This is a genomic window from Niallia sp. 01092 (genome assembly GCF_052318935.1).
In the GTDB taxonomy this organism is placed as follows: Bacteria; Bacillota; Bacilli; order Bacillales; family Cytobacillaceae; genus Niallia.
In genome coordinates, this window is record NZ_JBQRKO010000005.1 from 130,637 (window position 1) to 154,175 (window position 23,539).

Annotated in this window: 25 protein-coding genes and 1 other annotated feature; of the genes, 24 read left to right on the plus strand and 1 reads right to left on the minus strand. The window is 36.5% G+C overall.

Annotated features, from left to right (window positions below):
* Positions 1 to 20: 20 nt before the first annotated feature.
* The 17 genes from ACTXGU_RS06745 to pheA all read left to right on the plus strand — a co-directional run bounded on the left by ACTXGU_RS06745 (position 21) and on the right by pheA (position 14,670).
* Positions 21 to 602, plus strand: a complete 582-nt coding sequence (locus tag ACTXGU_RS06745; RefSeq protein ID WP_443480728.1) for a Maf family protein — start codon at positions 21 to 23, stop codon at positions 600 to 602.
* A 62-nt stretch (positions 603 to 664) separates the two neighbouring features.
* A complete protein-coding gene (radC, locus tag ACTXGU_RS06750) occupies positions 665 to 1,348 on the plus strand; it encodes a RadC family protein (protein WP_443480729.1) in 684 nt (227 codons plus the stop codon).
* 159 nt (positions 1,349 to 1,507) lie between these two features.
* Positions 1,508 to 2,530 carry a rod shape-determining protein gene (locus ACTXGU_RS06755; RefSeq protein WP_443480730.1) on the plus strand — a complete coding sequence of 341 codons (1,023 nt, stop codon included), beginning with the start codon at positions 1,508 to 1,510 and terminating at the stop codon, positions 2,528 to 2,530.
* A 31-nt stretch (positions 2,531 to 2,561) separates the two neighbouring features.
* Positions 2,562 to 3,443, plus strand: a complete 882-nt coding sequence (mreC, locus tag ACTXGU_RS06760; RefSeq protein ID WP_443480731.1) for a rod shape-determining protein MreC — start codon at positions 2,562 to 2,564, stop codon at positions 3,441 to 3,443.
* Positions 3,440 to 3,955, plus strand: a complete 516-nt coding sequence (gene mreD, locus ACTXGU_RS06765; protein WP_443480732.1) for a rod shape-determining protein MreD — start codon at positions 3,440 to 3,442, stop codon at positions 3,953 to 3,955. The genes mreC and mreD overlap by 4 nt, the downstream gene beginning before the upstream one ends.
* A 637-nt stretch (positions 3,956 to 4,592) precedes the next feature.
* Positions 4,593 to 5,270 carry a septum site-determining protein MinC gene (minC, locus tag ACTXGU_RS06770; RefSeq protein ID WP_443480733.1) on the plus strand — a complete coding sequence of 226 codons (678 nt, stop codon included), beginning with the start codon at positions 4,593 to 4,595 and terminating at the stop codon, positions 5,268 to 5,270.
* A gap of 1 nt (position 5,271) precedes the next feature.
* Entirely contained in the window at positions 5,272 to 6,075 is an 804-nt protein-coding gene (minD, locus tag ACTXGU_RS06775; RefSeq protein WP_443480734.1) for a septum site-determining protein MinD, read from the plus strand.
* Positions 6,076 to 6,238: 163 nt separating this feature from the next.
* Entirely contained in the window at positions 6,239 to 7,015 is a 777-nt protein-coding gene (locus ACTXGU_RS06780) for a peptidoglycan DD-metalloendopeptidase family protein (RefSeq protein ID WP_443480735.1), read from the plus strand.
* A complete protein-coding gene (locus ACTXGU_RS06785) occupies positions 7,008 to 7,874 on the plus strand; it encodes a site-2 protease family protein (RefSeq protein ID WP_443480736.1) in 867 nt (288 codons plus the stop codon). The genes ACTXGU_RS06780 and ACTXGU_RS06785 overlap by 8 nt, the downstream gene beginning before the upstream one ends.
* 135 nt (positions 7,875 to 8,009) lie before the next feature.
* Positions 8,010 to 9,446, plus strand: coding sequence for an Rne/Rng family ribonuclease (locus tag ACTXGU_RS06790; RefSeq protein ID WP_443480737.1), 1,437 nt, complete (start codon positions 8,010 to 8,012; stop codon positions 9,444 to 9,446).
* 78 nt (positions 9,447 to 9,524) lie between these two features.
* Positions 9,525 to 9,606, plus strand: a sequence feature (ribosomal protein L21 leader region).
* 15 nt (positions 9,607 to 9,621) lie between these two features.
* The gene (rplU, locus tag ACTXGU_RS06795) at positions 9,622 to 9,930 is read left to right on the plus strand and encodes a 50S ribosomal protein L21 (RefSeq protein WP_443480738.1); all 309 of its coding nucleotides are present in this window, start codon (positions 9,622 to 9,624) and stop codon (positions 9,928 to 9,930) included.
* A 12-nt stretch (positions 9,931 to 9,942) separates the two neighbouring features.
* Positions 9,943 to 10,275, plus strand: coding sequence for a ribosomal-processing cysteine protease Prp (locus ACTXGU_RS06800; RefSeq protein ID WP_443480739.1), 333 nt, complete (start codon positions 9,943 to 9,945; stop codon positions 10,273 to 10,275).
* Between the two features lie 16 nt (positions 10,276 to 10,291).
* Positions 10,292 to 10,582: a 50S ribosomal protein L27 gene (rpmA, locus tag ACTXGU_RS06805; RefSeq protein ID WP_443480740.1), complete on the plus strand. Its 291-nt coding sequence runs from the start codon at positions 10,292 to 10,294 to the stop codon at positions 10,580 to 10,582.
* A gap of 337 nt (positions 10,583 to 10,919) precedes the next feature.
* A complete protein-coding gene (locus ACTXGU_RS06810; RefSeq protein WP_443480741.1) occupies positions 10,920 to 11,468 on the plus strand; it encodes a Spo0B C-terminal domain-containing protein in 549 nt (182 codons plus the stop codon).
* Between the two features lie 81 nt (positions 11,469 to 11,549).
* On the plus strand, positions 11,550 to 12,839 hold the full coding sequence (gene obgE / locus ACTXGU_RS06815) for a GTPase ObgE (RefSeq protein WP_443480742.1): 1,290 nt from the start codon (positions 11,550 to 11,552) through the stop codon (positions 12,837 to 12,839).
* Positions 12,840 to 12,866: 27 nt separating this feature from the next.
* On the plus strand, positions 12,867 to 13,322 hold the full coding sequence (locus ACTXGU_RS06820) for an ACT domain-containing protein (protein WP_443480743.1): 456 nt from the start codon (positions 12,867 to 12,869) through the stop codon (positions 13,320 to 13,322).
* 496 nt (positions 13,323 to 13,818) lie between these two features.
* A complete protein-coding gene (pheA, locus tag ACTXGU_RS06825; protein ID WP_443480744.1) occupies positions 13,819 to 14,670 on the plus strand; it encodes a prephenate dehydratase in 852 nt (283 codons plus the stop codon).
* Between the two features lie 36 nt (positions 14,671 to 14,706).
* Here the strand turns inward: pheA and ACTXGU_RS06830 are convergent, their stop codons facing one another.
* A complete protein-coding gene (locus tag ACTXGU_RS06830; RefSeq protein ID WP_443480745.1) occupies positions 14,707 to 15,246 on the minus strand; it encodes a transcription repressor NadR in 540 nt (179 codons plus the stop codon).
* Between the two features lie 577 nt (positions 15,247 to 15,823).
* On the opposite strand from ACTXGU_RS06830, the gene safA reads away from it, so the two are divergent.
* The 7 genes from safA (at position 15,824) to ruvB (ending at position 23,416) form a co-directional block, all read left to right on the plus strand.
* Positions 15,824 to 17,620 carry a SafA/ExsA family spore coat assembly protein gene (gene safA / locus ACTXGU_RS06835; protein WP_443480746.1) on the plus strand — a complete coding sequence of 599 codons (1,797 nt, stop codon included), beginning with the start codon at positions 15,824 to 15,826 and terminating at the stop codon, positions 17,618 to 17,620.
* Positions 17,589 to 18,590, plus strand: coding sequence for a phosphotransferase (locus ACTXGU_RS06840; RefSeq protein WP_443480747.1), 1,002 nt, complete (start codon positions 17,589 to 17,591; stop codon positions 18,588 to 18,590). The genes safA and ACTXGU_RS06840 overlap by 32 nt, the downstream gene beginning before the upstream one ends.
* Before the next feature lie 532 nt (positions 18,591 to 19,122).
* A complete protein-coding gene (locus ACTXGU_RS06845; RefSeq protein ID WP_443480748.1) occupies positions 19,123 to 19,770 on the plus strand; it encodes a YhcN/YlaJ family sporulation lipoprotein in 648 nt (215 codons plus the stop codon).
* A 184-nt stretch (positions 19,771 to 19,954) separates the two neighbouring features.
* Positions 19,955 to 20,863: an NAD-dependent epimerase/dehydratase family protein gene (locus tag ACTXGU_RS06850; RefSeq protein WP_443480749.1), complete on the plus strand. Its 909-nt coding sequence runs from the start codon at positions 19,955 to 19,957 to the stop codon at positions 20,861 to 20,863.
* A 197-nt stretch (positions 20,864 to 21,060) separates the two neighbouring features.
* Positions 21,061 to 21,591 (plus strand): BofC C-terminal domain-containing protein, encoded by a 531-nt coding sequence (locus ACTXGU_RS06855; protein ID WP_443480750.1) that lies wholly within the window; start codon positions 21,061 to 21,063, stop codon positions 21,589 to 21,591.
* A gap of 148 nt (positions 21,592 to 21,739) precedes the next feature.
* Positions 21,740 to 22,348, plus strand: coding sequence for a Holliday junction branch migration protein RuvA (ruvA, locus tag ACTXGU_RS06860; RefSeq protein WP_443480751.1), 609 nt, complete (start codon positions 21,740 to 21,742; stop codon positions 22,346 to 22,348).
* Between the two features lie 66 nt (positions 22,349 to 22,414).
* On the plus strand, positions 22,415 to 23,416 hold the full coding sequence (gene ruvB / locus ACTXGU_RS06865; RefSeq protein ID WP_443480752.1) for a Holliday junction branch migration DNA helicase RuvB: 1,002 nt from the start codon (positions 22,415 to 22,417) through the stop codon (positions 23,414 to 23,416).
* The last annotated feature ends 123 nt before the right edge of the window (positions 23,417 to 23,539 follow it).

Consider the following 23,539-nt stretch of genomic DNA (forward strand, 5'->3'; position numbering starts at 1 on the left):
AACTAGGCAGGTGGAAAAAATTGAAGCAAACGCAAACCCTCATATTAGCCTCATCTTCTCCTCGACGAAAAGAACTCCTTGAAGATCTTCGTTTATCTTTTGAAGTTTCCAGTAGTGATGTGGATGAAAGTTTTGATCATGCACTCTCACCAGAAGAAGTTGTCATGGATTTGGCAAAAAGAAAAGCAGAAGCTATATCTAGCAATAAAAATAATACTTTTATTATTGGTGCTGACACGATTGTATTTTATGATGGAAATATATTAGGAAAACCGAAAACACGTGAACAAGCCTTTTCCATGTTAAAACAGCTGTCAGGAAAGACTCATTCTGTTTTTACTGGTGTGGCGATTGTTGCTAATGGAAGCAGTTCACAATTTTACGAAAAAACAAATGTATTATTTTGGGAATTGTCAGATGAAGAAATACACCGTTATCTAGACACCGGGGAGCCATTTGATAAAGCGGGAGCGTATGGAATTCAAGGAGTTGGCAGAATTCTGGTGAAAAAAATAACAGGAGACTATTTTACAGTAGTAGGACTTCCGGTTTCCCGATTGATGCGAGAATTAAAAGCTGTTGGATTTTCCAGCCCTTTCTAACATTTATCATCTCCCCCATCTATTATTCATGAGATAGTAGAAAGAGAGGGATAAAAGAGTAAATGGATTCTTTATTGATTCGTGACTTTCCTGATGATGAACGACCGAGAGAACGTTTTATGAAGCAAGGACCTGAAAGCTTATCGAATCATGAGCTAATCGCACTCCTTATACAGACAGGTTCTAAAAATGAATCTGTATTAACATTAGCAAATAGATTGCTAGTCCATTTTGATGGACTGCGTTTGCTAAAAGATGCTAGCCTTGATGAATTAATGACGTTAAAAGGAATTGGAACTGCTAAAGCCATTCAGCTTTTAGCAGCAATAGAATTAGGAAGAAGAGTATCGAATTTAGCATACAGCGATCGTTATTGTATTCGTTCACCAGAGGATGCAGCAAAATACATGATGAATGAAATGCGTTTTCTGACGCAAGAACATTTTGTATGCTTATACTTAAATACAAAAAATCAAGTCATGCATAAACAAACAGTCTTTATTGGCAGTTTAAATGCATCGATTGTACATCCGAGGGAGGTGTTTAAGGAGGCTTTTAGACGCTCTGCTGCTTCTATTATTTGTCTGCATAATCATCCGTCCGGTGACCCAACTCCAAGCAGGGAAGATATTGAGGTGACAAAAAGATTAGTGGAATGCGGAAAAATTATTGGGATAGATTTATTAGACCATGTGATTATTGGCGAAAATAAATTTGTCAGTTTAAAGGAAAAAGGATATGTATGATACTGTTCATTTTTCTTGTTATAGGATATAATAATGTTTATGATTTTTTGACTGAAAATGTCTTTTTATGACAAAAAAACACACATATATTGAGATATGAGGGAAAATCTATCTGCTAGTAAATAATAGCATTTAGTTTCAAGAAAGGGAGATACAACGATGTTTGGAATTGGAACAAGAGATCTTGGAATTGATTTAGGAACTGCAAATACATTAGTTTATGTAAAAGGAAAAGGAATTGTCGTAAGAGAACCTTCCGTTGTAGCCTTTCAGACAGATACAAAAAGTATTGTCGCTGTTGGAAATGATGCAAAAAATATGATTGGAAGAACTCCTGGAAACGTGGTTGCGCTTCGTCCGATGAAAGATGGAGTAATTGCAGATTATGAGACAACTGCAACGATGATGAAATATTACATTAAACAAGCAATGAAAAATAAAAGCTATTTTTCTGGGAAGCCATATGTAATGGTTTGTGTACCATCCGGAATAACAGCGGTAGAAGAAAGAGCGGTTATTGATGCTACCCGTCAAGCAGGAGCTCGTGATGCCTATACGATTGAAGAACCGTTTGCAGCAGCAATTGGAGCAAATCTTCCTGTATGGGAACCAACTGGAAGTATGGTCGTTGATATTGGTGGAGGTACAACAGAGGTTGCCATCATTTCATTAGGCGGGATTGTCACAAGCCAGTCCATCCGAATTGCTGGTGATGAAATGGATGATGCAATTGTCAATTATATTCGCAAAACGTATAATTTGATGATTGGTGAACGTACATCAGAAAGCATTAAAATGGAAATTGGATCTGCAGGAAATCCCGAAGAAATTGAAAACATGGATATCCGCGGCAGAGATTTATTAACAGGTCTTCCAAAAACGATCACTATCAGTGCAGATGAAATTGCGAAAGCATTAAAAGATACAGTTACTGCGATTGTAGACGCTGTGAAAGTAACGCTTGAAAAAACACCACCAGAATTAGCGGCAGATATTATGGATAGAGGAATTGTATTAACTGGCGGTGGTGCTTTGCTTCGCAATCTTGATAAAATTATTAGTGAAGAAACGAAAATGCCTGTATTAATTGCGGAAGATCCGTTAGACTGTGTGGCAATTGGCACAGGAAAAGCACTAGACCATATTCATCTATTCAAAAATAAGGCAAGAGATTCACGATAATATTGTTAGGTAGATTGAGGGGTAAAGAAGTATGCCACAGTTTTTTATGAATAAAAGATTGATTATTTTGCTCGTCAGTATTATTATTCTCGTGGCATTAATAGGGTTTTCGATTAAAAGCCGTGATAAGCTTACCTGGCCGGAGCAATTCATTAAAGATACAACCGGCTGGGTGCAAACCCTAGTATCAAGACCTACACATTATGTTGCAGGCCTTATTGAAAATGTCCGTGATTTGCAAAATACATATGAAGAAAATAAAGTGTTAAAGTCTAAAGTGCAAAACTTAGGAATGCTTGAAGCGCAAGTGCAAGACTTGCAAAAAGAAAATGACAAGCTAAACGCAATACTAAAAGAAAAAGAAAGTTTAAGTGATTACGAATTGATGAAAGCGACCGTTATTAGAAGGAATCCTGATGGCTGGAATGAGCTGTTAACCATTAATAAAGGGACAAGCAACGGAGTAGAAAAAAATATGCCTATTATTACTGCTGAAGGATTAATTGGAAAAGTGAAATCTGTCAGTTCTGGTACGGCAACTGTTCAGCTGCTAAATTCGGAAGATCCGACAAATCGCATCTCTGCAGTCATTCAAGAAGATAAAAAGAAAAAATTGAGCAGTATTTTTGGATTGATTGTAGATTATGATAAAGAGTCTAAACAGCTTATCATGCAATGGACAGAAGAGCCGAATAAAGCAAAGGTAGGTAAAGGTCAATTGGTTACTACTTCCGGACTGGGTGGAGTGTTTCCAAAAGGTCTGCTGATAGGAAAAGTAGTAAAGGTTGAACCGGATGAAGATGGATTAACGAAAAAAGCCTATTTAGAACCAGCTGCTGATTTTTATGATATTGAGCATCTTATGATTGTGAAAAGACTAATGCAGCAGGTGAAGGAAGAGGACGGTTTATGAGAAAGTATGTAGTAGGTGGCTTATTAGCATTAATGTTCATATTAGAAAGCATTTTTGTAGAGCTGCTTCCAGCAGAGCTTTTTCATAGTAATCGAATATTAATTCCACATTTTCTTATTTTAACAATCCTGTTTCTTTCCATATACGGCAGTCGGAATATCGGGATTGTTTATGCATTTGCTTTTGGGTTATTATTTGATATTGTATATACAGAAATTTTAGGCATTTATTTTTTTATCTTTCCTTTTATTGTATATGTTTGCAGTAAAATCATGAAGGTTTTTCATCCTAATATTGTAGTGGTTTCTGTCGTATCATTGATTGGAATGAGCTTATTAGAAATAGTCGTGTATGAGATGATTTTGATTATTCATCGTACAAGCATGGATTTTAATAGTTTTATTCATTTGCGTCTGATCCCAACATTAATATTGAATACTGCTTTTCTTATTATTGTAGCTCACCCTATTAAACGTTGTTTTGAAAAATATGCTGCTGAAAGAAGAGAGTAGCAGCAAACTGCTAGGAAAATAGTATAGGTGCATAAAAATGTGGCAACAAATAACCCTTTCATTTAAGGTGGCGTGAACGAAGCTAAACCTTTTCACTTTCTAGGAAAACAGAAAGAAAAAGCAACTTAATGATACGGATGCTGTTCCAATATGTGCAGCTCCGTCCCCTTTTCCACAGAAAAGGGGTTTTCTAGTAAGATAAGAAAGTATAAAATTTCGAACGTAGTTTAGTGTCTAGCTCGGGCGCCTAGCCCCTGTGAAAGATAACCTCTTGCCTCTAAAAGTAAAAAACACTTTTTGAGTCAAGAGAACATTTTTCTTCGGGGCTGAGCAAGGCGCCTGCGCTTTTCTTATAACGTTTACATACGTAGAGTTAATTCAATGATTTAAAAAGTAAATGTCGTTTTATATAGAGAGGATTTTACAAAAGTTTTGTCGAATGTAATGATGAATCATTTTATATTTTTAATCATTGTGATTAATCAAATAATAGATGGATAAAAGATATATTTCAAACTTTATATTTGTTGTGAAAACACTTGTGTCATACAGCAGGTTTTAACGTTTGGAATAAGTACAACAAATAAAATATTTGAGAAATGCATTCCTTTTTCCTAGCAGAGGTGAACATCTTGAAATGAATAAAAAGCAGTTAGTAACAATTAAAGGAACAAAAAATGGCTTAAGTCTTCATCTGAATGATAATTGTTCATTTGAAGAACTGAAACAAGAGTTAGATGCAAAGCTGAGTGAAAGTTTAACTATTCAGGAGGATCGGCCAGATATTAAGGTAAATGTGGAACTCGGCAATAGATACTTATCTGAAGATCAACAAGAAGAAATTGCAACCGTCATACAAGCGAAAAAAAACCTTTCTGTTCATGCAATCAACAGCAATATTGTCACAAAGCAAGAGGCGGAAAAATGGGCAAGTGAAAAGGAACTAGTTTCTGTTACCAGCATTGTCCGTTCTGGTCAAATATTAGAGGTGCCAGGAGATTTATTATTAATTGGAGATGTTAATCCTGGCGGAAAGGTAATTGCTGGTGGAAATATATTTATTATGGGGCAGTTAAAAGGGATTGCTCATGCAGGCTACAATGGAAATGATCAAGCCATTGTTGCTGCTTCTGTAATGAGGCCTACTCAGCTGCGAATCAGCAGTTTAATTAATAGAGCACCAGATCATTATCCTGATGATGAGAAGCGTGAAATGGAATGTGCTTATGTCGATAATAGCGTGATTTTAATTGATAGATTACAAGTTTTGACACATTTAAGGCCAAATTTAACAAAATTGGAAGGGGGAATTTAGGATGGGAGAAGCAATCGTTGTAACATCTGGCAAAGGCGGAGTTGGCAAAACAACAACTACTGCAAATATTGGAACTGCACTTGCCTTACAAGGGAAAAAAGTATGTTTAATAGACACAGATATTGGTCTTAGAAATCTAGATGTCGTAATGGGACTTGAGAATAGAATTATTTACGACCTAGTAGATGTAGTTGAAGAACGATGCAAAATACATCAAGCCCTTGTAAAAGATAAACGTTTTGATGATCTATTATACTTATTGCCTGCAGCTCAAACGAGTGATAAAACAGCCGTTCATCCTACCCAAATGAAAGAATTGGTAATGAAATTAAAGCAGGACTATGATTATATTATTATTGATTGTCCTGCTGGGATTGAACAAGGATATAAAAATGCAGTGGCAGGTGCAGATAAAGCAATTGTAGTTACTACTCCGGAAGTATCTTCCGTAAGAGATGCTGACAGAGTAATCGGTTTATTGGAAAAAGAAGAAAATGTTGCCCCGCCTCTGCTTGTAATTAACCGTATTCGCAACCATATGGTGAAAAACGGAGATATGTTGGATATTGACGAAGTAACTACTCATTTGTCGATTGATTTATTAGGAATTGTTGCGGACGACGATGAAGTTATTCGCGCATCTAACAATGGAGAGCCAATTGCTCTTAATCCAAACAGCAAATCATCGATCGCATACCGAAATATTGCCCGCAGAATACTTGGAGAATCTGTTCCACTGCAGCATTTAGAAGAAGAATCTAAAGGCGTATTTGCGAAAATAAAAATGTTTTTTGGCGCGAAATAGTGAACGGATAGAAAAAACGGTTTCCTTTATGGAAATCGTTTTTTCTTTGCAAAAATTATTTCTTTACTAAAAATTCTATTTTTCTTACCAATTTGTCATACTCTTTCCACCACATTCATAAACTTGTACCAACCAAGAACGAACCGTAAGGGAGGGGTGTGTAATGAGTTCTAGAATAGATGATATTCGGAAAAGAATTGAAAAAAGGAAACGAGAACAATCCAGAATGGAAAAAAATGTGGATAGTCGAATAGTATGGACGGATGAAGACAATTCCTCTTTTCCTCGTAATAATGAGCCGTATGATGATGACAGGCATCATGTCCATCCGCTTTTTCGCAAAGAATTATTTCTTTTGAAAATTTTAGGTGCAGCCATCCTATTTTTGGCTGTTGCTATCATCACAAAACAACAGTCTGAGACATTTGCTCCCGCTGAAAACGCAATCAGGCAAGCGATGAATCAAGAATTTAACTTTGCAGGCGTTTCTAAATGGTATGAAAACCAATTTGGCAAACCGCTTGCTTTTTTACCGAGTGATATGGATGGAAAATCCAATAACGAAACGAATCACTTACAACAATACGCTCTTTCTGCTTCTGGAAAAATATTAGAAGACTTTAAAGAAAATGGACAAAGGGTTGCGATTGAAACAGGAAGTGATACAACTGTTCAGGCAATGAATGAAGGAACGGTTGTTTTTGCAGGTGAGAAAGAAGGATTTGGAAACACCGTGGTTATTCAGCATAGTGATAAAAGTGAATCTTGGTATGGAAATTTAAAAGAGATAGATGTAAAAATATACGATACGTTAAAACAAGGTGACAAAGTGGGAGTTGCGTCCAGTTATGAACATAATGATTCGTTGGGATTATTCTACTTTGCCATAAAAAAAGGCAATGATTTTATCGATCCAATTCAGGTGATTGATTTTGAATAAATATGTTCGTGTTTTTCGATATTTATATATCCATCCATTATTATGGGTTGTCATTGCGATTGGGGTCATGACTGCTCATTTTTATGAATTATGTTTACTTTTATTGATTATTACGATACATGAATTAGGACATGGAATGGCAGCATCCTTTTTTTCTTGGAGGATCAAACGGATTGCTTTATTGCCATTCGGTGGTGTTGCAGAGATGGATGAACACGGAAACCGCCCTCTTAAAGAAGAAGCGATTGTGCTGATCGCAGGTCCGTTGCAGCATATTTGGATGTTTGCTGTTGCTTATTTGCTTCATATAAATGGATTTCTTTCTCTTTCTCTTTATGAAGCATTTTGGCAATATAACACGATGATTCTACTGTTCAATTTGCTACCTATATGGCCGTTGGACGGTGGGAAATTCGTTTTTCTTTATTTATCATTAAAAAAATCCTTTCCAGTTGCTCAAAAATTATCTTTAGTCTTCTCGTTAATTTGCGTTTGTTTATTTATTCTCCTAGTAGTGAGTATAATGCCAACGAATCTAAATGCATGGATCATTATATGTTTTTTAGCTTTTTCCCTTTATTTTGAGTGGAAGCAAAGCAAATACATCTTTATCCGCTTTTTATTAGAACGATATTATGGCAATGCAATTGAGTTAAGGCAATTAAAACCGATTGAGGTAGATGAAGGGGAAAAGATTTTTCAAGTATTACAACATTTCCATCGAGGCTGCAAGCACCCGATTATTATTACTTCAAAAGAAAAAGACAAAAGAATGCTGGATGAAAATGAAGTGCTTCACGCCTATTTTACCGATAAATTAGTTTCGGTGAAGATAGGGGATTTAATATATCCAGTATAATTTTTTTTGGAAAAGTGTTGTTTGAAGAAAAATTCAATATATTTAAGATGATCCTAAAAGAAAGTTTCCCTTTTGATAAATTTATTATAATATCGTGTATGAAGATATTATCGTGGAAGATAAAGGGTGAACTAGTTGGATAAAGTACTAATTAATGTAAAAACAACAGAAAAACGTTTTGTTTATATAAAAGAAAATAGGCTGGAGCGGTTGTATGTTCAGCAGCCGCAGCAAGTATCATCGGTTGGCAATATTTATTTAGGACAAGTGACTAAAGTAGTTCCGGGCATGAATGCTGCTTTTGTAGAAATTGGCGAAGGAAAAGGCGGCTATTTATCGAAAGAAAAAATTGCCTCCTATGCTTGCGATAACCGGAATATAGAACAGAAGAAAAATATCAGCATTTCTTCCTTCGTTAAGCAGGGAGAACGTGTGCTAGTACAAGTTGTAAAAGATGCTTCTGGTACTAAGGGACCGAAACTAACAGGTATTTTGGAGTTTTCTGGGGAAAATATCGTGTATATGCCCTTTGGCAGATATACGGCTGTTAGTAAAAAAATAGGCGATGCAGAAAAAACTCGTTTTTTACGTGGATTAGGAAATGAGATGACGACAGAAAATGAAGGTATTATTTTTCGAACATCTGCAGCAAACTTAACAAAAGAACAATTGACTTTAGAACTTGATCATTTGCGAGAACAGTTCCAGGAAGTTGCAAATAAAGCGGCCATGCTAAAAAAGGTCACCGTATTAAAAGAAAAGGACGATTTTGAAAAAGAATTAATCAATGTGTTAGACCAACTGCAAGATGCAGAAGTAATGGTAGATGACTTAGAAGATACAAAAAAATGGGCTCGAAAATATCCTAACTTAATAGTCCAATTTTATCAGCATAATAAAGATATGTTTTCTTATTATGGTATTGAAAAAGAAATCGATAAAGCGTTAAAAAGGATTGTGTGGTTAGAGAACGGTGCTTATATCATTATAGATGAAACAGAAGCGTTAACGATGATTGATGTGAATACAGGTAAATTTTCTGGGAAAAATCGGTTGGAAGATACCGTTTTTCAAACAAATAAACTTGCTGCTAAGGAAGTGGCAAGACAGTTGAAAATCCGCGATATATCAGGGATTGTTTTAGTCGATTTTATTGATATGACAGCGTTTAATCAAAAGCAAATTCAAGAGGAAATGATAAACGCTTTACAACAGGATAGCAGGCAGACAAAAGTGCTTGGGTTTACGTCGCTTGGCATTCTGCAATTAACGAGAAAGAAAACAGTAAAGGCTTTAAAAGAGGTGCTGCATACAAAATGCACCGTATGTGATGGGACAGGTTTTGTATTAAGCCCAGAAAGTGTGGCGTTTCAATTAGAAAGAGAACTCTGGGAGTATCGGTACACAGATTGTGAACGGATTTTAATTGAAGCCACCGCTGATGTGATCCAAGTATTTTCTGGTCCAAAAGACATCCATAAGTCAAGGTTAGAAGAAATCTTAGGCATCAAGCTGGAATTTCAATCCTCCAGCATGGCTAAACCGCATTATTCGATTATCTATACAGGTTAAGAGTGTGGAAAATCATGATAGGTTCTTGTTGACAGTAGGAAAGAATCATGATAGTATTTTACTGTTGTTTGTAGCACCCGTGCTCTACAACCGCTCAGAACAGGTAGATAAGTTTTTGCTGGTTGCAAAACGCCTGTGATTGGCGAGTCTTAGTCTAACAAGGAGGTGCAGTTTAATGTACGCAATTATTGAAACTGGCGGTAAGCAAATTAAAGTTGAAGAAGGTCAAGCTATCTACATTGAGAAATTAAATGCAGAAGCAGGCGAGACTGTTACTTTTGACAAAGTTCTTTTCGTTGGCGGAGAAAATGTAAAAGTAGGAAGCCCAGTTGTTGATGGAGCTACTGTTACAGCTAAAGTTGAAAAACAAGGCCGTCAAAAGAAAATCATCGTTTTCAAATATAAAGCGAAGAAAAATTACCGTAAAAAACAAGGTCATCGTCAACCGTACACAAAAGTTGTTATTGAAAAAATCAACGCGTAAGGTTGTTTTTGGATGATCGATATTACGATTAACAAAACAGATTGTGGTCTTATTGATTCGTTTACAATTAGCGGTCATGCTTTATTTGCAAATAAAGGGAAAGATATTGTTTGTGCAGGAGTTTCAGCTGTTTCGATTGGAACCATTAATGCTGTTATTGCCCTTACTGGTATTACCCCTATTATTAAGCAAGGAAAAGATGGTGGATTTTTAAGCTGCACGATTCCAACAGAAATAGCGGATGAGAGCAGACAAAAAATACAGCTTCTTTTAGAAGGGATGATTGTTTCATTCGAAACGATTGAAAGGGACTATGGAAAATACGTAGCTATCACTTATAATTAAATAGGAGGTGGAACGAATGTTAAGATTAGATCTTCAGTTTTTTGCATCGAAAAAAGGGGTAGGTTCTACAAAGAACGGACGCGACTCTATTTCAAAACGTTTAGGTGCTAAACGTGCAGATGGTCAATTAGTAACTGGTGGAAGTATTCTTTACCGTCAACGCGGTACAAAAATCTATCCAGGAGTAAACGTTGGTCGTGGTGGCGATGATACACTATACGCAAAAGTTGACGGAATCGTTAAATTTGAGCGTCTTGGTCGTGATCGCAAACAAGTTAGCGTATACCCAGCAGCACAAGAAGCTTAAGCTTTTATGATAGGCTGACTCATACTTTGAGTCAGCCTATCAATTTGTATAGAGCAAAATAATTGTTTGTCCTTCAACTCTTAGACAGCAAGTAAGCTAAGCTTCTTTCTGTCTAAGAGTTGAATTTTCTATTAAAGGATGTTCAAAAAGGCACCAAACTAAAACTGTGAAACTCTTCGTTGGCTTGCTTCTAATTTGTTACCTTTTTGAACACACATTATTATGCTGGGTGGAATTTTTCATTTTTTCGTATATAATTTTTACTCCAGGTTTACTTTTTTGTTATACTAATTTCAAGCCGTCTTCTGACACTTAATAATCGTGTAGGAGTACAGAAATGAATAAAGACTGGAATACAATAGATTTCTTAAGACATGTACGTCATGATTGGTTAAATAAGATACAATTAATAAAGGGTAATTTGGCATTAAATAAAGAGGAACGTGTGAAGGAAATTATTGAAATGATTATAATGGAAGCGAAGCATGAGGCAAAGCTTTCTAATTTACATATGCCTCAGTTTGCATTATTGCTGTTAACATGTAATTGGGAAAATAATTGCTTTCAATTAGAATATGAAGTATTAAATGAAGAAAAGTGTCTATTTATAGAAGATGCAGCACTTACGGATTGGACTGTTACATTTTTTGAAGTGTTAAATTCTTGTATTAAAACATACGCAGAAAATCATTTGTCTGTATCGATTGATCCTCAATCGAAAGGCGTTAGTTTGTATTTTGATTTTAGCGGAATAATAGAAGATAAAGTATCTATCGAGCATTTTTTAAAATCAAAAACTTCTGATACTATAAAAGTAACGCTTTATGAGTTAACAGAAGAAGAGTTAACTCTAGAATTATTCGTATACTCAAATCACACGAAATAAGTTGAAGAATATGCATTTCTATAGCTTGGATCGTTTTCGGAAAACAAGAATGTTTTCGACGTTTACAGGAGGAAAAAAGATATGTTTGTCGATCAGGTCAAGATTTATGTAAAAGGTGGAGACGGTGGCAATGGAATGGTTGCTTTCCGTAGAGAAAAATATGTACCAAAGGGTGGTCCCGCTGGAGGCGATGGCGGAAAAGGTGCGAATGTAGTATTTGAAGTGGAAGAAGGGTTACGTACATTAATGGATTTCCGCTATCAACGACATTTTAAGGCGCCTCGTGGGGAGCACGGAATGTCAAAAAATCAACATGGAAAAAATTCGAAAGATATGATCGTGAAAGTACCACCTGGAACGATTGTGTCTGATGCCGAAACGAAGGAAGTTATTGCAGATTTGACTGAGCACGGTCAACAAGCAGTTATAGCCCGAGGCGGAAGAGGAGGACGGGGAAATTCAAGATTTGCAAGTCCTTCTAATCCAGCTCCAGAACTTTCAGAAAATGGAGAGCCGGGACAAGAAAGAGAAGTCGTGCTTGAATTAAAAGTATTAGCGGATGTAGGGTTAGTTGGATTTCCGAGTGTTGGAAAGTCCACTTTGCTTTCTGTTGTATCTGCTGCCAAACCTAAAATTGCGGATTATCACTTTACAACGATTGCGCCAAATTTAGGAATGGTAGAAACAGAAGACGGCAGAAGTTTTGTGATGGCAGATTTGCCTGGGCTAATTGAAGGAGCCCATGCAGGTGTTGGTTTAGGACATCAATTTCTTCGTCATATTGAACGAACAAGAGTAATTGTTCATGTAGTGGACATGGCTGCAATTGAAGGAAGAGATCCTTATGAAGATTATGTAACCATTAATAAAGAGCTGCAAGAATACAATATGCGCCTATTAGAACGTCCACAAATCATTGTTGCAAACAAAATGGACATGCCGGATGCAGAAGAGAACTTGCAAACCTTTAAAGAGCAGTTAACAGAAGATTATCCTATTTTCCCTGTGTCTGCCCTTACTAGGTCTGGGTTAAGAGATCTTTTATTTGCTATTGCGGATAAATTAGAACATACTCCTGAATTCCCATTAGAAGAAGTGGAAGAAGAAGCAGGAATTCACCGCGTTCTTTATAAACATGAAGCAGACGAACGAGAATTTTATATTTCAAGAGATTCTGATGGAAGCTTTATTCTATCTGGTGATGGAATCGAGAAGCTCTTTAAGATGACGGATTTCTCTCGTGATGAATCTGTTCGCAGATTTGCCCGCCAAATGCGCGGTATGGGTGTCGATGAGGAGTTAAGACAACGTGGTGCAAAAGATGGAGATATTGTCAAGCTAATGGATTACGAATTCGAGTTTATCGATTAATGTGGATAATCCTTATGAGGTGAGGAAATGAAACAGTATAAATTCGATCAGAAATTTTTCCTTGTTCGAGAAGATGTGCTTCCAGAAGCAATGAAAAAAACACTTGATGCAAAAGAATTGCTGGAAAGAGGAAAGGCGGAATCTGTTGCTGATGCCGTGCAGCAGGTTGATTTAAGTAGAAGTGCTTTTTATAAATACAGAGACACCCTTTTCCCCTTTCATACCGTTGTAAAAGAACGTTTAATTACTTTGTTCTTTTTTATAGAAGATCGGTCAGGAACGCTTTCCAAATTGCTTGGTGTAGTTGCTTCTGGAGGATGTAATGTTTTAACGATTCATCAAACAATCCCTTTGCAAGGCAGGGCAAACGTAACGCTTTCTTTAAATACTGCTGATATGGAAATATCCATTAATGCATTATTGGAAAGACTGCGAGAGCTTGAGTTTGTAGAAAGAGTAGAAGTATTAAGCTCTGGGGCTTAATGTGTTTAACATAGAGAATGATAAAATAATGGAAGAGATTGATGAAGAAAAATGATCTACTAATTCTTCTGTTCGTTCATTCCTATTATTTTGTCAGTCTCTTTTTTATAAAAGGCTATGTTAAAGCTCATTGTTGATTTTGGCACTATGTTGATTTTCGTTCCAGGCGAGAGACAAATTTAACAGAGCCTTGAATAAAGCAATATATATGGTTGAAGCACTGAGCAGCCTGAATACACGTAGACTCCTGCGGGAAAAGCGAGAAAGACGAGACCCCACAGGAGCATAGCGACGAGGAGGCTCGGCACTCGTCCGCGGAAAGCGAAGTGTATTCAGGCTGCGGGTTAAATAACAACAATCTATACGAAAAAAGCCAAAGTAAAAAACACTTTTTGAGCCAAGAGAATATTTTTCTCCGGGGCTGAGCAAGGCGCTTGCGCTTTTCTTATAAGATTCAGAATATAAATAAGAGTGGAAATACGTGGAGGAGAGAAAAGTGAAAGTAGGTTATTTAGGACCAAAAGCAACCTTTACAAATATAGCAGTAAATAGTATGTTTCCAAACGAAGAAGCCATCCCTTATTTAACCATTCCAAATTGTTTTGATGCTGTCATGCAAAATAAGGTAGATGTTGCGTTCGTACCTATTGAAAATACACTAGAAGGTTCTGTTAATATTACATTAGATTATTTGATACATGAAGTGAATATCCCAATTAAAGGGGAAATAACCGTACCAATCAAACAGCAATTAATGGTTCATCCGATACATAAAGAGAATTGGAAGGAAATAGAGGTTGTTTATAGCCATTCCCATGCTATTGCACAATGTCATAAATTTCTTCATTCAGAATGGAATGGCATTCGATGTGAAAACACAACTTCTACTGCAGCTGCAGCGCAATTTATTAAAGAGCATCCTGAAATAAAAGGTGCTGCAATAGGAAATGAACTGACAGCAGAAGAATACGGATTAACGATAGTAAAAAGAAATATTCATGATTTTGATAATAATCATACTCGCTTCCTTATCCTTGCAAAAGAAGAGATAGAATTTTCCACTCCATATTGTTTACATAAAGGGGATAAAACAAGTTTAATGGTCACATTGCCATCTGACAGGTTTGGAGCTTTGCATCAAGTGCTATCTGCATTTGCTTGGAGAAAGCTTAATTTAGTAAAAATTGAGTCTAGACCAACGAAAACAGGACTGGGAAATTACTTTTTTATCATTGATCTTGATAGAAAAATGGATGATGTATTGATTCCTGGCGCTATTGGAGAACTAGAAGCAATTGGCAGCAAAGTTCAAATATTAGGAAGTTATCCTTTTTATACAATCAAGTAAAACAAAAGGTTAAGGCTATGATGCAGCCTTAACCTTTTATTGATCCTCCATTAAAAAATGTGCCGCTCGTAATGCTTCTTCTGCTTCATCCAAAGCTTCCATGGAAGAAGCAGTTATTGTATGTAGGTGAATGCCCTCTGTCAATTGGGATAAATAAGCAGCATTAGTATTCTTTATTTTTTTCATAAATTGCTTTACTTCTTTTCGGTTGGATACAAGAATGGAGGCTGTTAAATCACCATAAACAGGATGTTCAATTTTCACATCTTTTACGGTTACACCATTGTCGACTAATAAATTTAGCTCTTCTTCTGTTCTTTCCGGACCATGGTTGCATGCGACGATTTTTTCGTAAAGAGCAGGTTTGGATTGCTGCAAGTATAAATATCCTTGACTTGTAGCGATAATTGGTTCATTTTTTGCCTTGAGCAAAGTAATATCCCCTACAATAATTTGTCTGCTCACTTTTGTACGATTAGCGAGTTCAGTACCTGTAAACGGTCGTGCATGATCTTGTAATAAAGAGAGAATATACGCTCTTCTTTCCTCACCGAAAAGTTTTTTTGAATCTGTCATACCATTTTCTCTCCTTTTTCAATTGATTATCTTAAAACATCTTTAAAAGCGAACATAAATGTATCAGAAGGAAAGTTAACGATCTTTATGTGCTCCCGATCCTTATTAATGAGTTAATCCTATAATAGGAAAATAAAAAACACTACTTGTACTATTTTATCAAAAGGTTTCATATTGTTGCTAATAAATTTAGGCTGTTTTCGTATAGATTGTTGCTTTTAAACTCGCAGCCTGAATACACTTCGCTTTCCGTGGACGAGCGTCGAGCCTCCTCGTCGCATGCGCTCTGCTTAAGTCTCGTCTTTCTCGCATTCCCACAGGAGTCTACGTGTATTCTGTCTGCTGAGGACTTCTTCTCCCATTTTTTCACGTAAAAAACAACAAATTTTGAGAAAACAGCCTAATTTTATATTCTAATAATAAGAAGGAGTTATCTCTTTATTTAATCCATGATAAAGGTCCTAAAATATGTGGAACATAATTTTTTGAAAAGCGGCATAGATTTTTGTGTAGAACAATAACAATTTTATCCTTACAACATAGACTATATGGACATATGCATAGGAGGGAATCTATAGTGAAGATCCATATCGTACAGAAGGGGGATACTCTTTGGGAAATCGCGAAAAAATATGGCGTGAACTTTGAAGAGTTAAAGATGTTAAATTCCCAGCTCAGTAATCCAGATATGATTATGCCCGGAATGAAGATTAAAGTTCCAACAACAGGAGGAAGTATAAAAAAAGAAGCTCCTATTACTGGAACAAAAAAAGAAATGCCAAAAGCAGAACATCCTTTTGTAAAAGAAAAACCGAAAACAATGCCAATTAAGGAAGAAATACCGAAAAAAGAAATGCCAATAAAAGAAGTACCAAAAAAAGAGATGCCAATTAAGGAGGTGCCAAAGGAGAAACCATTTACTCCAAAAATGCCAACACCTATTATTCCTGAAATCGATATTAATAATTATTATTCTATGAATATGACGAATGTGGATGTTGATGTAGTTGATATAGATATTGAAAAAACAATACCACAGCCCCCGCCAAAACCTATTGTAAAAAAAGAAGCACCAATTAAACAAGAGGTCTGTCCACCTATTATCCCATATCAACCAATTTGTGTATCACCGATGATGCCTGGATCTGGATTTCCACCAGGAGTTTGTCCTCCGGATCCATGTGCTGCAGAACAAATGCCAACACATTATGAAACACTGCCAGGTGTAGAACATACACACTATCAACATTGGAAAGATGAATCTTCTTCCTCTTCGCATATGCAGTATCACACACACCATAAAGGAGTAGAAGGTTATGCAATGCCAACCTATCATGAGACAGGTAATATACCAAAAGAATATTATCAGCAGCCATTAGTAGCATACGGGCAAATGCCTGCCGAACATGGTCATGTCCTTCCTAAACAGTATAAACAGGAGTCGTCTTCTGATTTTATGGGAAAAATGCATATGCAACCAACGCAAATGCCTTATAGCAGTCCTCCAGCAGCTGATGATTGTGGCTGTGGTGGCCCTTCCATGCCACAACTCGGGTATGCATCTCCTGAAGCAGGCTTTAGTCCGCAAATGGGAGCATATCCATATCCGGAAAGCTTTGGAGGGGGAATGCCACAGATGCAACCAGGAGTTAGTCCGCAAATGGGAGGCTATCCACAACCGGAAAGCTTTGGAGGGGGGATACCGCAGATGCAGCCAGGAGTTAGTCCGCAAATGGGAGGCTATCCACAACCAGAAAGCTTTGGAGGAGGAATGCCGCAGATGCAGCCGGGCTTTAGTCCGCAAATGGGAGGCTATCCACAACCAGAAAGCTTTGGAGGGGGAATGCCGCAGATGCAGCCAGGCTTTAGTCCGCAAATGGGAGGCTATCCACAACCGGAAAGCTTTGGAGGGGGAATGCCGCAGATGCAGCCAGGTTTTAGTCCGCGAATGGGAGGCTATCCATATCCAGAAAGCTTTGGAGGAGGAATTCCACAGATGCAGCCAGGTTTTAGACCAGATATGCTAGCAGCACCACCTTTCCCAGGCGTATACAATCCAATGGGGCCACATGCACCAATGATGCTGCAGAATCCATACCCACCAGGATCTGTTGGCAACACACCAACATCTGAATATGCAATAAATGATGACATTCAAAATGGTCATTTACAACCTGATTCTTTTGGCAATATAAATCAACAAGAAATGGCACCGCCTGTTTTTGGTCCGGGTGGAACTGCTCCAGTTTATATGCCTCCGTATCATGGTAATTTTGCACAGCCGCCATTAATAAATCCATATGGGGTAGATGCAAGAACTCCATTCGGAATGCCACAATACCATGACGATGAAAGCAGTGACTATGGAAATTAACAACAAAGGGGACGATTATTTCTTCTATCGTCTCCTCTCTTTATTACAAAAACAAATTCCCTATTCAATAAAGGAAATAGCAAGAATTAGAGACGATGTGTATTTAATCAAGACAGATCAAGTATTGTTTATATTAAAAGGGTATAGCAGCTATCAAAAACTCAAAATACAAGAAGCGTTTACACACTCCTTACATAAAGAAGGGTTTACACAAACGTACCGTTTTTATTTATTATCTGAAGAACCGCTCATATTGGATCGAATGCTGTTTGGTTGTATCGAATATATTCAGCCAAGTGATCAAACGTTTTCTTATCAAAGCAAAGTATACAGAAAGGAAGCTCTAGCATTATTAAATACGTATTACGAAACTACTGCAAAATTAGTCGATAGCTATAAGCATATTCTTCCGAAACACCAAATGATCGAAAAATGGATGGAAAGAAGTATTCAATTTAAACGAAATGTACCGATTATTCGTTATTTTTTAGACGAGCAAGTAATCAATACGATTGTTTATTGGGCAGATTGGTCATTAGCAACTTTAGAAACGGAAAAACATTTTTTTGAAAATGGGAAAAAGGTCATTTTACATGGTGATGTTGCTCACCATAATTTTTTGCGAGGGCAAAATGAATTATTATATTTAATTGATTTCGATTTAATAAGTATTGGACCTACAAGTGTCGATTATGTACAATTTGCGAACCGAATTTTACCAATAATTAATTGGTCTTTTTACCAATTAGAAAAAATGGCTGTATTTCAGCCATTGGTTAAAAATAAAGCTTTTTTAATTGCATTAGCTTATCCAACAGATTTATTTCGTGAATGGAATCGTTTAATAAGACAAAATAATTGTAAAGATAAATTTACACTACATCGTCTCGTTCAATTAACGTCAAATCAATTCACAAAAAGAAAAAAATTTATTCATAAGATAATGAAAATAATAGAAAAAATGGAATAATAATACTCTTGTGGACAACTGTTCCTCCCTATTCATTCGAAAAAAACAAAATATTGCGCATAGAAAGAGTAAATTTTCAAATAAATCACGTAGCTCCAGCTCCTTTTCCATAGGCTACCCTGAAATATGGCTTTGTTAAAAGGGGTTTTCCGAAGCTTATCGCTCGCTTTCCGCGGGGCGAGCGCCGAGCCTCCTCGTCGCTTTGCTCCTGCGGGGTCTCGCCTGTCTCGCTAATCCCGCAGGAGTCGAGCGAACGCTTCTCCAAACCAACATCATTTTTAGCTCTAACTCCTTATATCTTCAGCTGAATGAACACTACTTATTTTCATCCCCCATGGTGCGAATTTTATTAGCATGGGTGTCTCTGTTAAATTTCAGTGTTGATTTCCGCTCCAATCAACAATTAGCTGTAACACAGCATTTCCATAAAAGAAAAACTGCCTATACTTAACAGGATGAAAGTTTCCCTTTGTACAGAAAATAAAAAGGGCGAAATAAAGCCCTAAAAAATACAAAGGGGGACAAAGGTATTTTGAAAAATATAAAAAAGGCTGCTTCTATTCTTTTTGGTCTTTCGATTTGTTTAACTGGTTGTGGCATTCAGGATGAAGAGGCAAATAACAAAGAATTAAATAATGCAAAACCGCTCGGTTATTATTCAAATGAACATCATGAAGATACGAATGGTGGAAATGCCAGAGTGTTAGACGGAGAAGATAATGATGGACCACTCACCGAAATGATGGACCATACTTTCGGGGAAGAAGGACAACAGCGGGATCAAGTTGTTCGAAATGTAAACAATGACCGTTCCAAAAATCAGGATAACAATCGAATAAATCAAGATATCAACTATGACATAGACTTATCACAAAAAATTGATGCAGCTGCAGCGAAAGTGGAAAATGTACAAGATGTTAATACGTTTGTTTATGGAGATCAGGTGCTAATTGCGTTACAGGTAAATAACCGAAAAAATATGGATAGAACTGAAAGAAGAACGAAAGAGGAAATTAACCCATATATAAACAATAAAAATGTTTCCATTGTAACAGATCAAGGAATTTTTTCCGGGATTGAAGAAATTAATAAAAAAATTAGAGAAGGTCAGCCAGAAAAAACAATTTCTACTAACATCGAAGATATGTTGGAGAAAGTGGAAACAGATGTTAATAAATAATCATATGGGAGCGAAGTTCTGCTTCGCTCTCAGGCTGTTGAAAAATGTTGGCTTTCTTATTTCCTATCCTTATGATGCATGTTTTGTTCTTTATAAAGAAATAAAAGTTGTTTTTCTCTAATTAAATACTTTATAATAAAATGAATATTCGTTATAAAGAACAGTTTGTGGTGGAGGGGAAATCGTGAAGGTTTTAATAACTGGTGGTGCAAGCAGTTGTATTGGTCCTGAATTGATAAAGGGACTTGCAGAAAAACAAATAGAAGTAGTCGTAGTAGATGAGGTAAGCAGCAACAAAGTATCCTCTCTTTCTTCCATAGTAACGTATTATCAAACAGTGATCGATCAAGACTCTCTAATAAAAATTATCATGAAAGAACAAATTGAATATGTGATTCATTTAAAAACAAACCCTTTACTTGTTAACAGTGTAAAAGATTCTTTTTATGCTTCAGAAGAAAATATTACAGCAACTATCCATGTATTAGAGGCTTGTGCACAAACAAAAGTAAAAAAAATAATTTTCCCTTCCACTGTAGCTGTTTACGGAAAGTCTGATCAAGTGCTAGAAGAAACAGCATTGTTGCAGCCACATTTATTTGCAGGGCTATCAAAAAAAATCGAAGAACAATACATAATAAATTTTCATCGTTTATATGACTTATCCTATAGTATTTTACGATTTTCTACCATATACGGACCGTTATCTGCTTATCAGGGAGAGCCAGAAATTATTGCATCAGCTATTAATCAATATATGAATAAAGAAACACCGAGTATAAAATGGAAGGGAGAAAAGCAAACAGACTTTATTTATGAAAGAGATGCGGCTATGGCTATTTGTGCAAGTTTAGAAGGCGGGGATAATGAAATCATTAATATCGCATCAGGAAAATCTTCTTCCTTCTGTGAGGTGGCTGCAATTATTCAAAAAGAAAGCAATTTAATAGCTGCTCCGCTTTATCAACCTAAAAATCAACCTACTAATAGTCAAATTTCAATTAAAAAGGCACAATATCTTTTACACTGGCAGCCAAAAATGACGTTGGAGGATGGAATAAAAGAAATGATGGCGCATGCTAACAACACGTAAAGTTTGTGGCAGAATTCATTCGTATATTTTGTTGTATGCAAAGTTCATAAAATTTTAGAATGAAAAACAGTATTATGGTGAGAATAATAGCGAATGAAACAAAATGATTAGTAGCTTGAATTCAAAGAAACTAAGTTCATTTTGTCTTGAAAAGACGTAGTATTCGTTTTTTCCAGTAACTAAAGAGGTGGTTATTGATGAAAACCAGATTCCTTTTAATCTCAACTGTTTTTCTTTTCCTTTTATTAACTTCTTTTTTGACATTTGAAAATAAGCCAAGTTATGCGAACAAAATGCATGAAGGCGATGAGCATCCTACAAGAATAGATGTTGTGTTAAAAAGGATCTATTTGGATGGAGAAATAAGTGAAGAGTCTCTCGAGGAAACGGTTTGGTCTATGAAAGACTTCTTGTCAAAATATGATAAATGGCAGATAGAAAAGATGGGAAAGAACAAGCTCGTATTTACAAAGGAAGTAGATGATATTTCTCCATTATTAAAAACGAACGGTTATTTTGGTATTTCAGATGAAGGGATTCTTACTATTTATAATGGAAAACCTGAATACTCCCATATTATTCAATCTTTTTTTCAAATAGATTTAAAAAAATTAGAATCAAACGAGCAAAAAAATTTACAAAAAGGAATTCGGATTAAAACAAAAGACCAGTATGTAGAGGTGCTTGAAACCTTTAAGCAATACACAACAGACAATAAAGCAAATTAATGGACAATAGCTAATAAGAAAAATCGGGCGAGTTATTGCCCGGTTTTTCTTATTAAGACGAAATATTTTGAAAATCATCTTAGATGGCAGATTTTCTTTAATATATGATAAAATAAGCAATAGGTTTTAAAAGGGGAGCGAAAAAATTTTGTATGAATATATTAAAGGTAAGATAGATTATGTAGGACCAGAATACATAGTGCTTGAAAATAATGGGGTTGGCTATCAGATAAAAACGCCAAATCCTTTTTCCTTCTCTGCTTTAATTGGGCAAGACAATACGGTTTTTACCTATCATTATGTGAGAGAAGATATTATTAGTTTATATGGTTTTCGATCAAGAGAAGAAAAAACATTGTTTACGAAGCTGCTGAATGTATCTGGAATTGGTCCAAAAGGTGCGCTGGCGATATTGGCATCAGGTGAGCCAGGGCAAGTGATAACAGCAATTGAGAATGAAGATGAAGCATTTTTAGTGAAATTTCCTGGTGTCGGAAAAAAAACGGCACGACAAATGATTCTCGATTTAAAAGGAAAACTTCCAGATATTATGCCAGATTTCATTCCCAATCTCTTTACTGCAGAGATTGCTGCGAAAAAGCAAGAGGGCTCAGCAGCGTTGGAAGAAGCATTGTTGGCATTATCAGCACTTGGATATTCCGATAGAGAAATTAAAAGGATTACACCAAAGTTAAAGAACGAGCAGTTAACAACCGATCAATATATTAAATTGGCGCTGCAACTACTTTTAAAATAAATCGTAACTCACCCAAAAAAGATCTTATTTTAATTTTGATTTCTTTGAATGAGGGGGGAGAATGATATGGATGAGCGGATTATTTCAGGGGAAGCGGATGTACAAGATGTATCGTTTGAACAGAGCTTACGGCCAGTTCGTTTAAAAGAATATATTGGACAAGAAAAAGTGAAAAGCAATCTAGAAATCTTTATTAAAGCGGCAAGATTGCGAGAAGAGTCCTTGGATCATGTTCTTTTATATGGTCCCCCAGGCCTCGGAAAAACAACATTAGCTACTATCATTGCTAATGAAATGGGCGTAAATATACGGACGACGGCAGGACCAGCAATTGAACGTCCAGGCGATTTGGCTGCAATATTGACGGCATTAGAACCAGGAGATGTCCTTTTTATTGATGAAATTCACCGCTTGCCAAGATCAATTGAAGAAGTGCTTTACCCGGCAATGGAAGATTTTTGTTTAGATATCGTGATTGGCAAAGGAGCGGATGCACGATCTGTCCGCATTGATTTGCCTCCATTTACCCTTGTTGGCGCAACAACACGGGCTGGGTCTATTTCCGCTCCTTTAAGAGATCGTTTCGGTGTATTATGCAGATTAGAGTATTATAAGGAAGAGCAATTAAAAGATATTGTCGAGCGAACGGCAGAAGTGCTGCAAACGGAAATAAATGACGATGCAGCTTGGGAAATTGCCAGACGGTCAAGAGGGACACCGAGAATAGCCAATCGCTTGCTGCGCAGGGTGCGAGACTTCGCCCAAGTAAAAGGGGATGGAAGCATTACGAAAGATATTTCCCATTTATCTTTAGAGCTGTTGCAAGTAGACCGTTTAGGTTTGGATCATATTGACCATAAATTATTAATGGGGATGATTCATAAATTTAAAGGCGGTCCGGTTGGGCTGGAAACGATTGCTGCTACAATTGGAGAAGAAGCACATACAATTGAAGATGTGTATGAGCCTTATTTATTACAGATTGGCTTTATCCAAAGAACGCCAAGAGGAAGAGTAGTTACGCATCTCGTATATGAACATTTTCATATAAAAGATGAAACCGATTAAAAAGAAATGGCTGTTTTCTCAAAGTTTGTTGTTTTTTACATAAAACATTAGAAAAGTTTTTCTTAGCAGCCTGCATACACGTAGACTCCTGTGGGAATGCGAGAAAGACGAGACCCCGCAGGA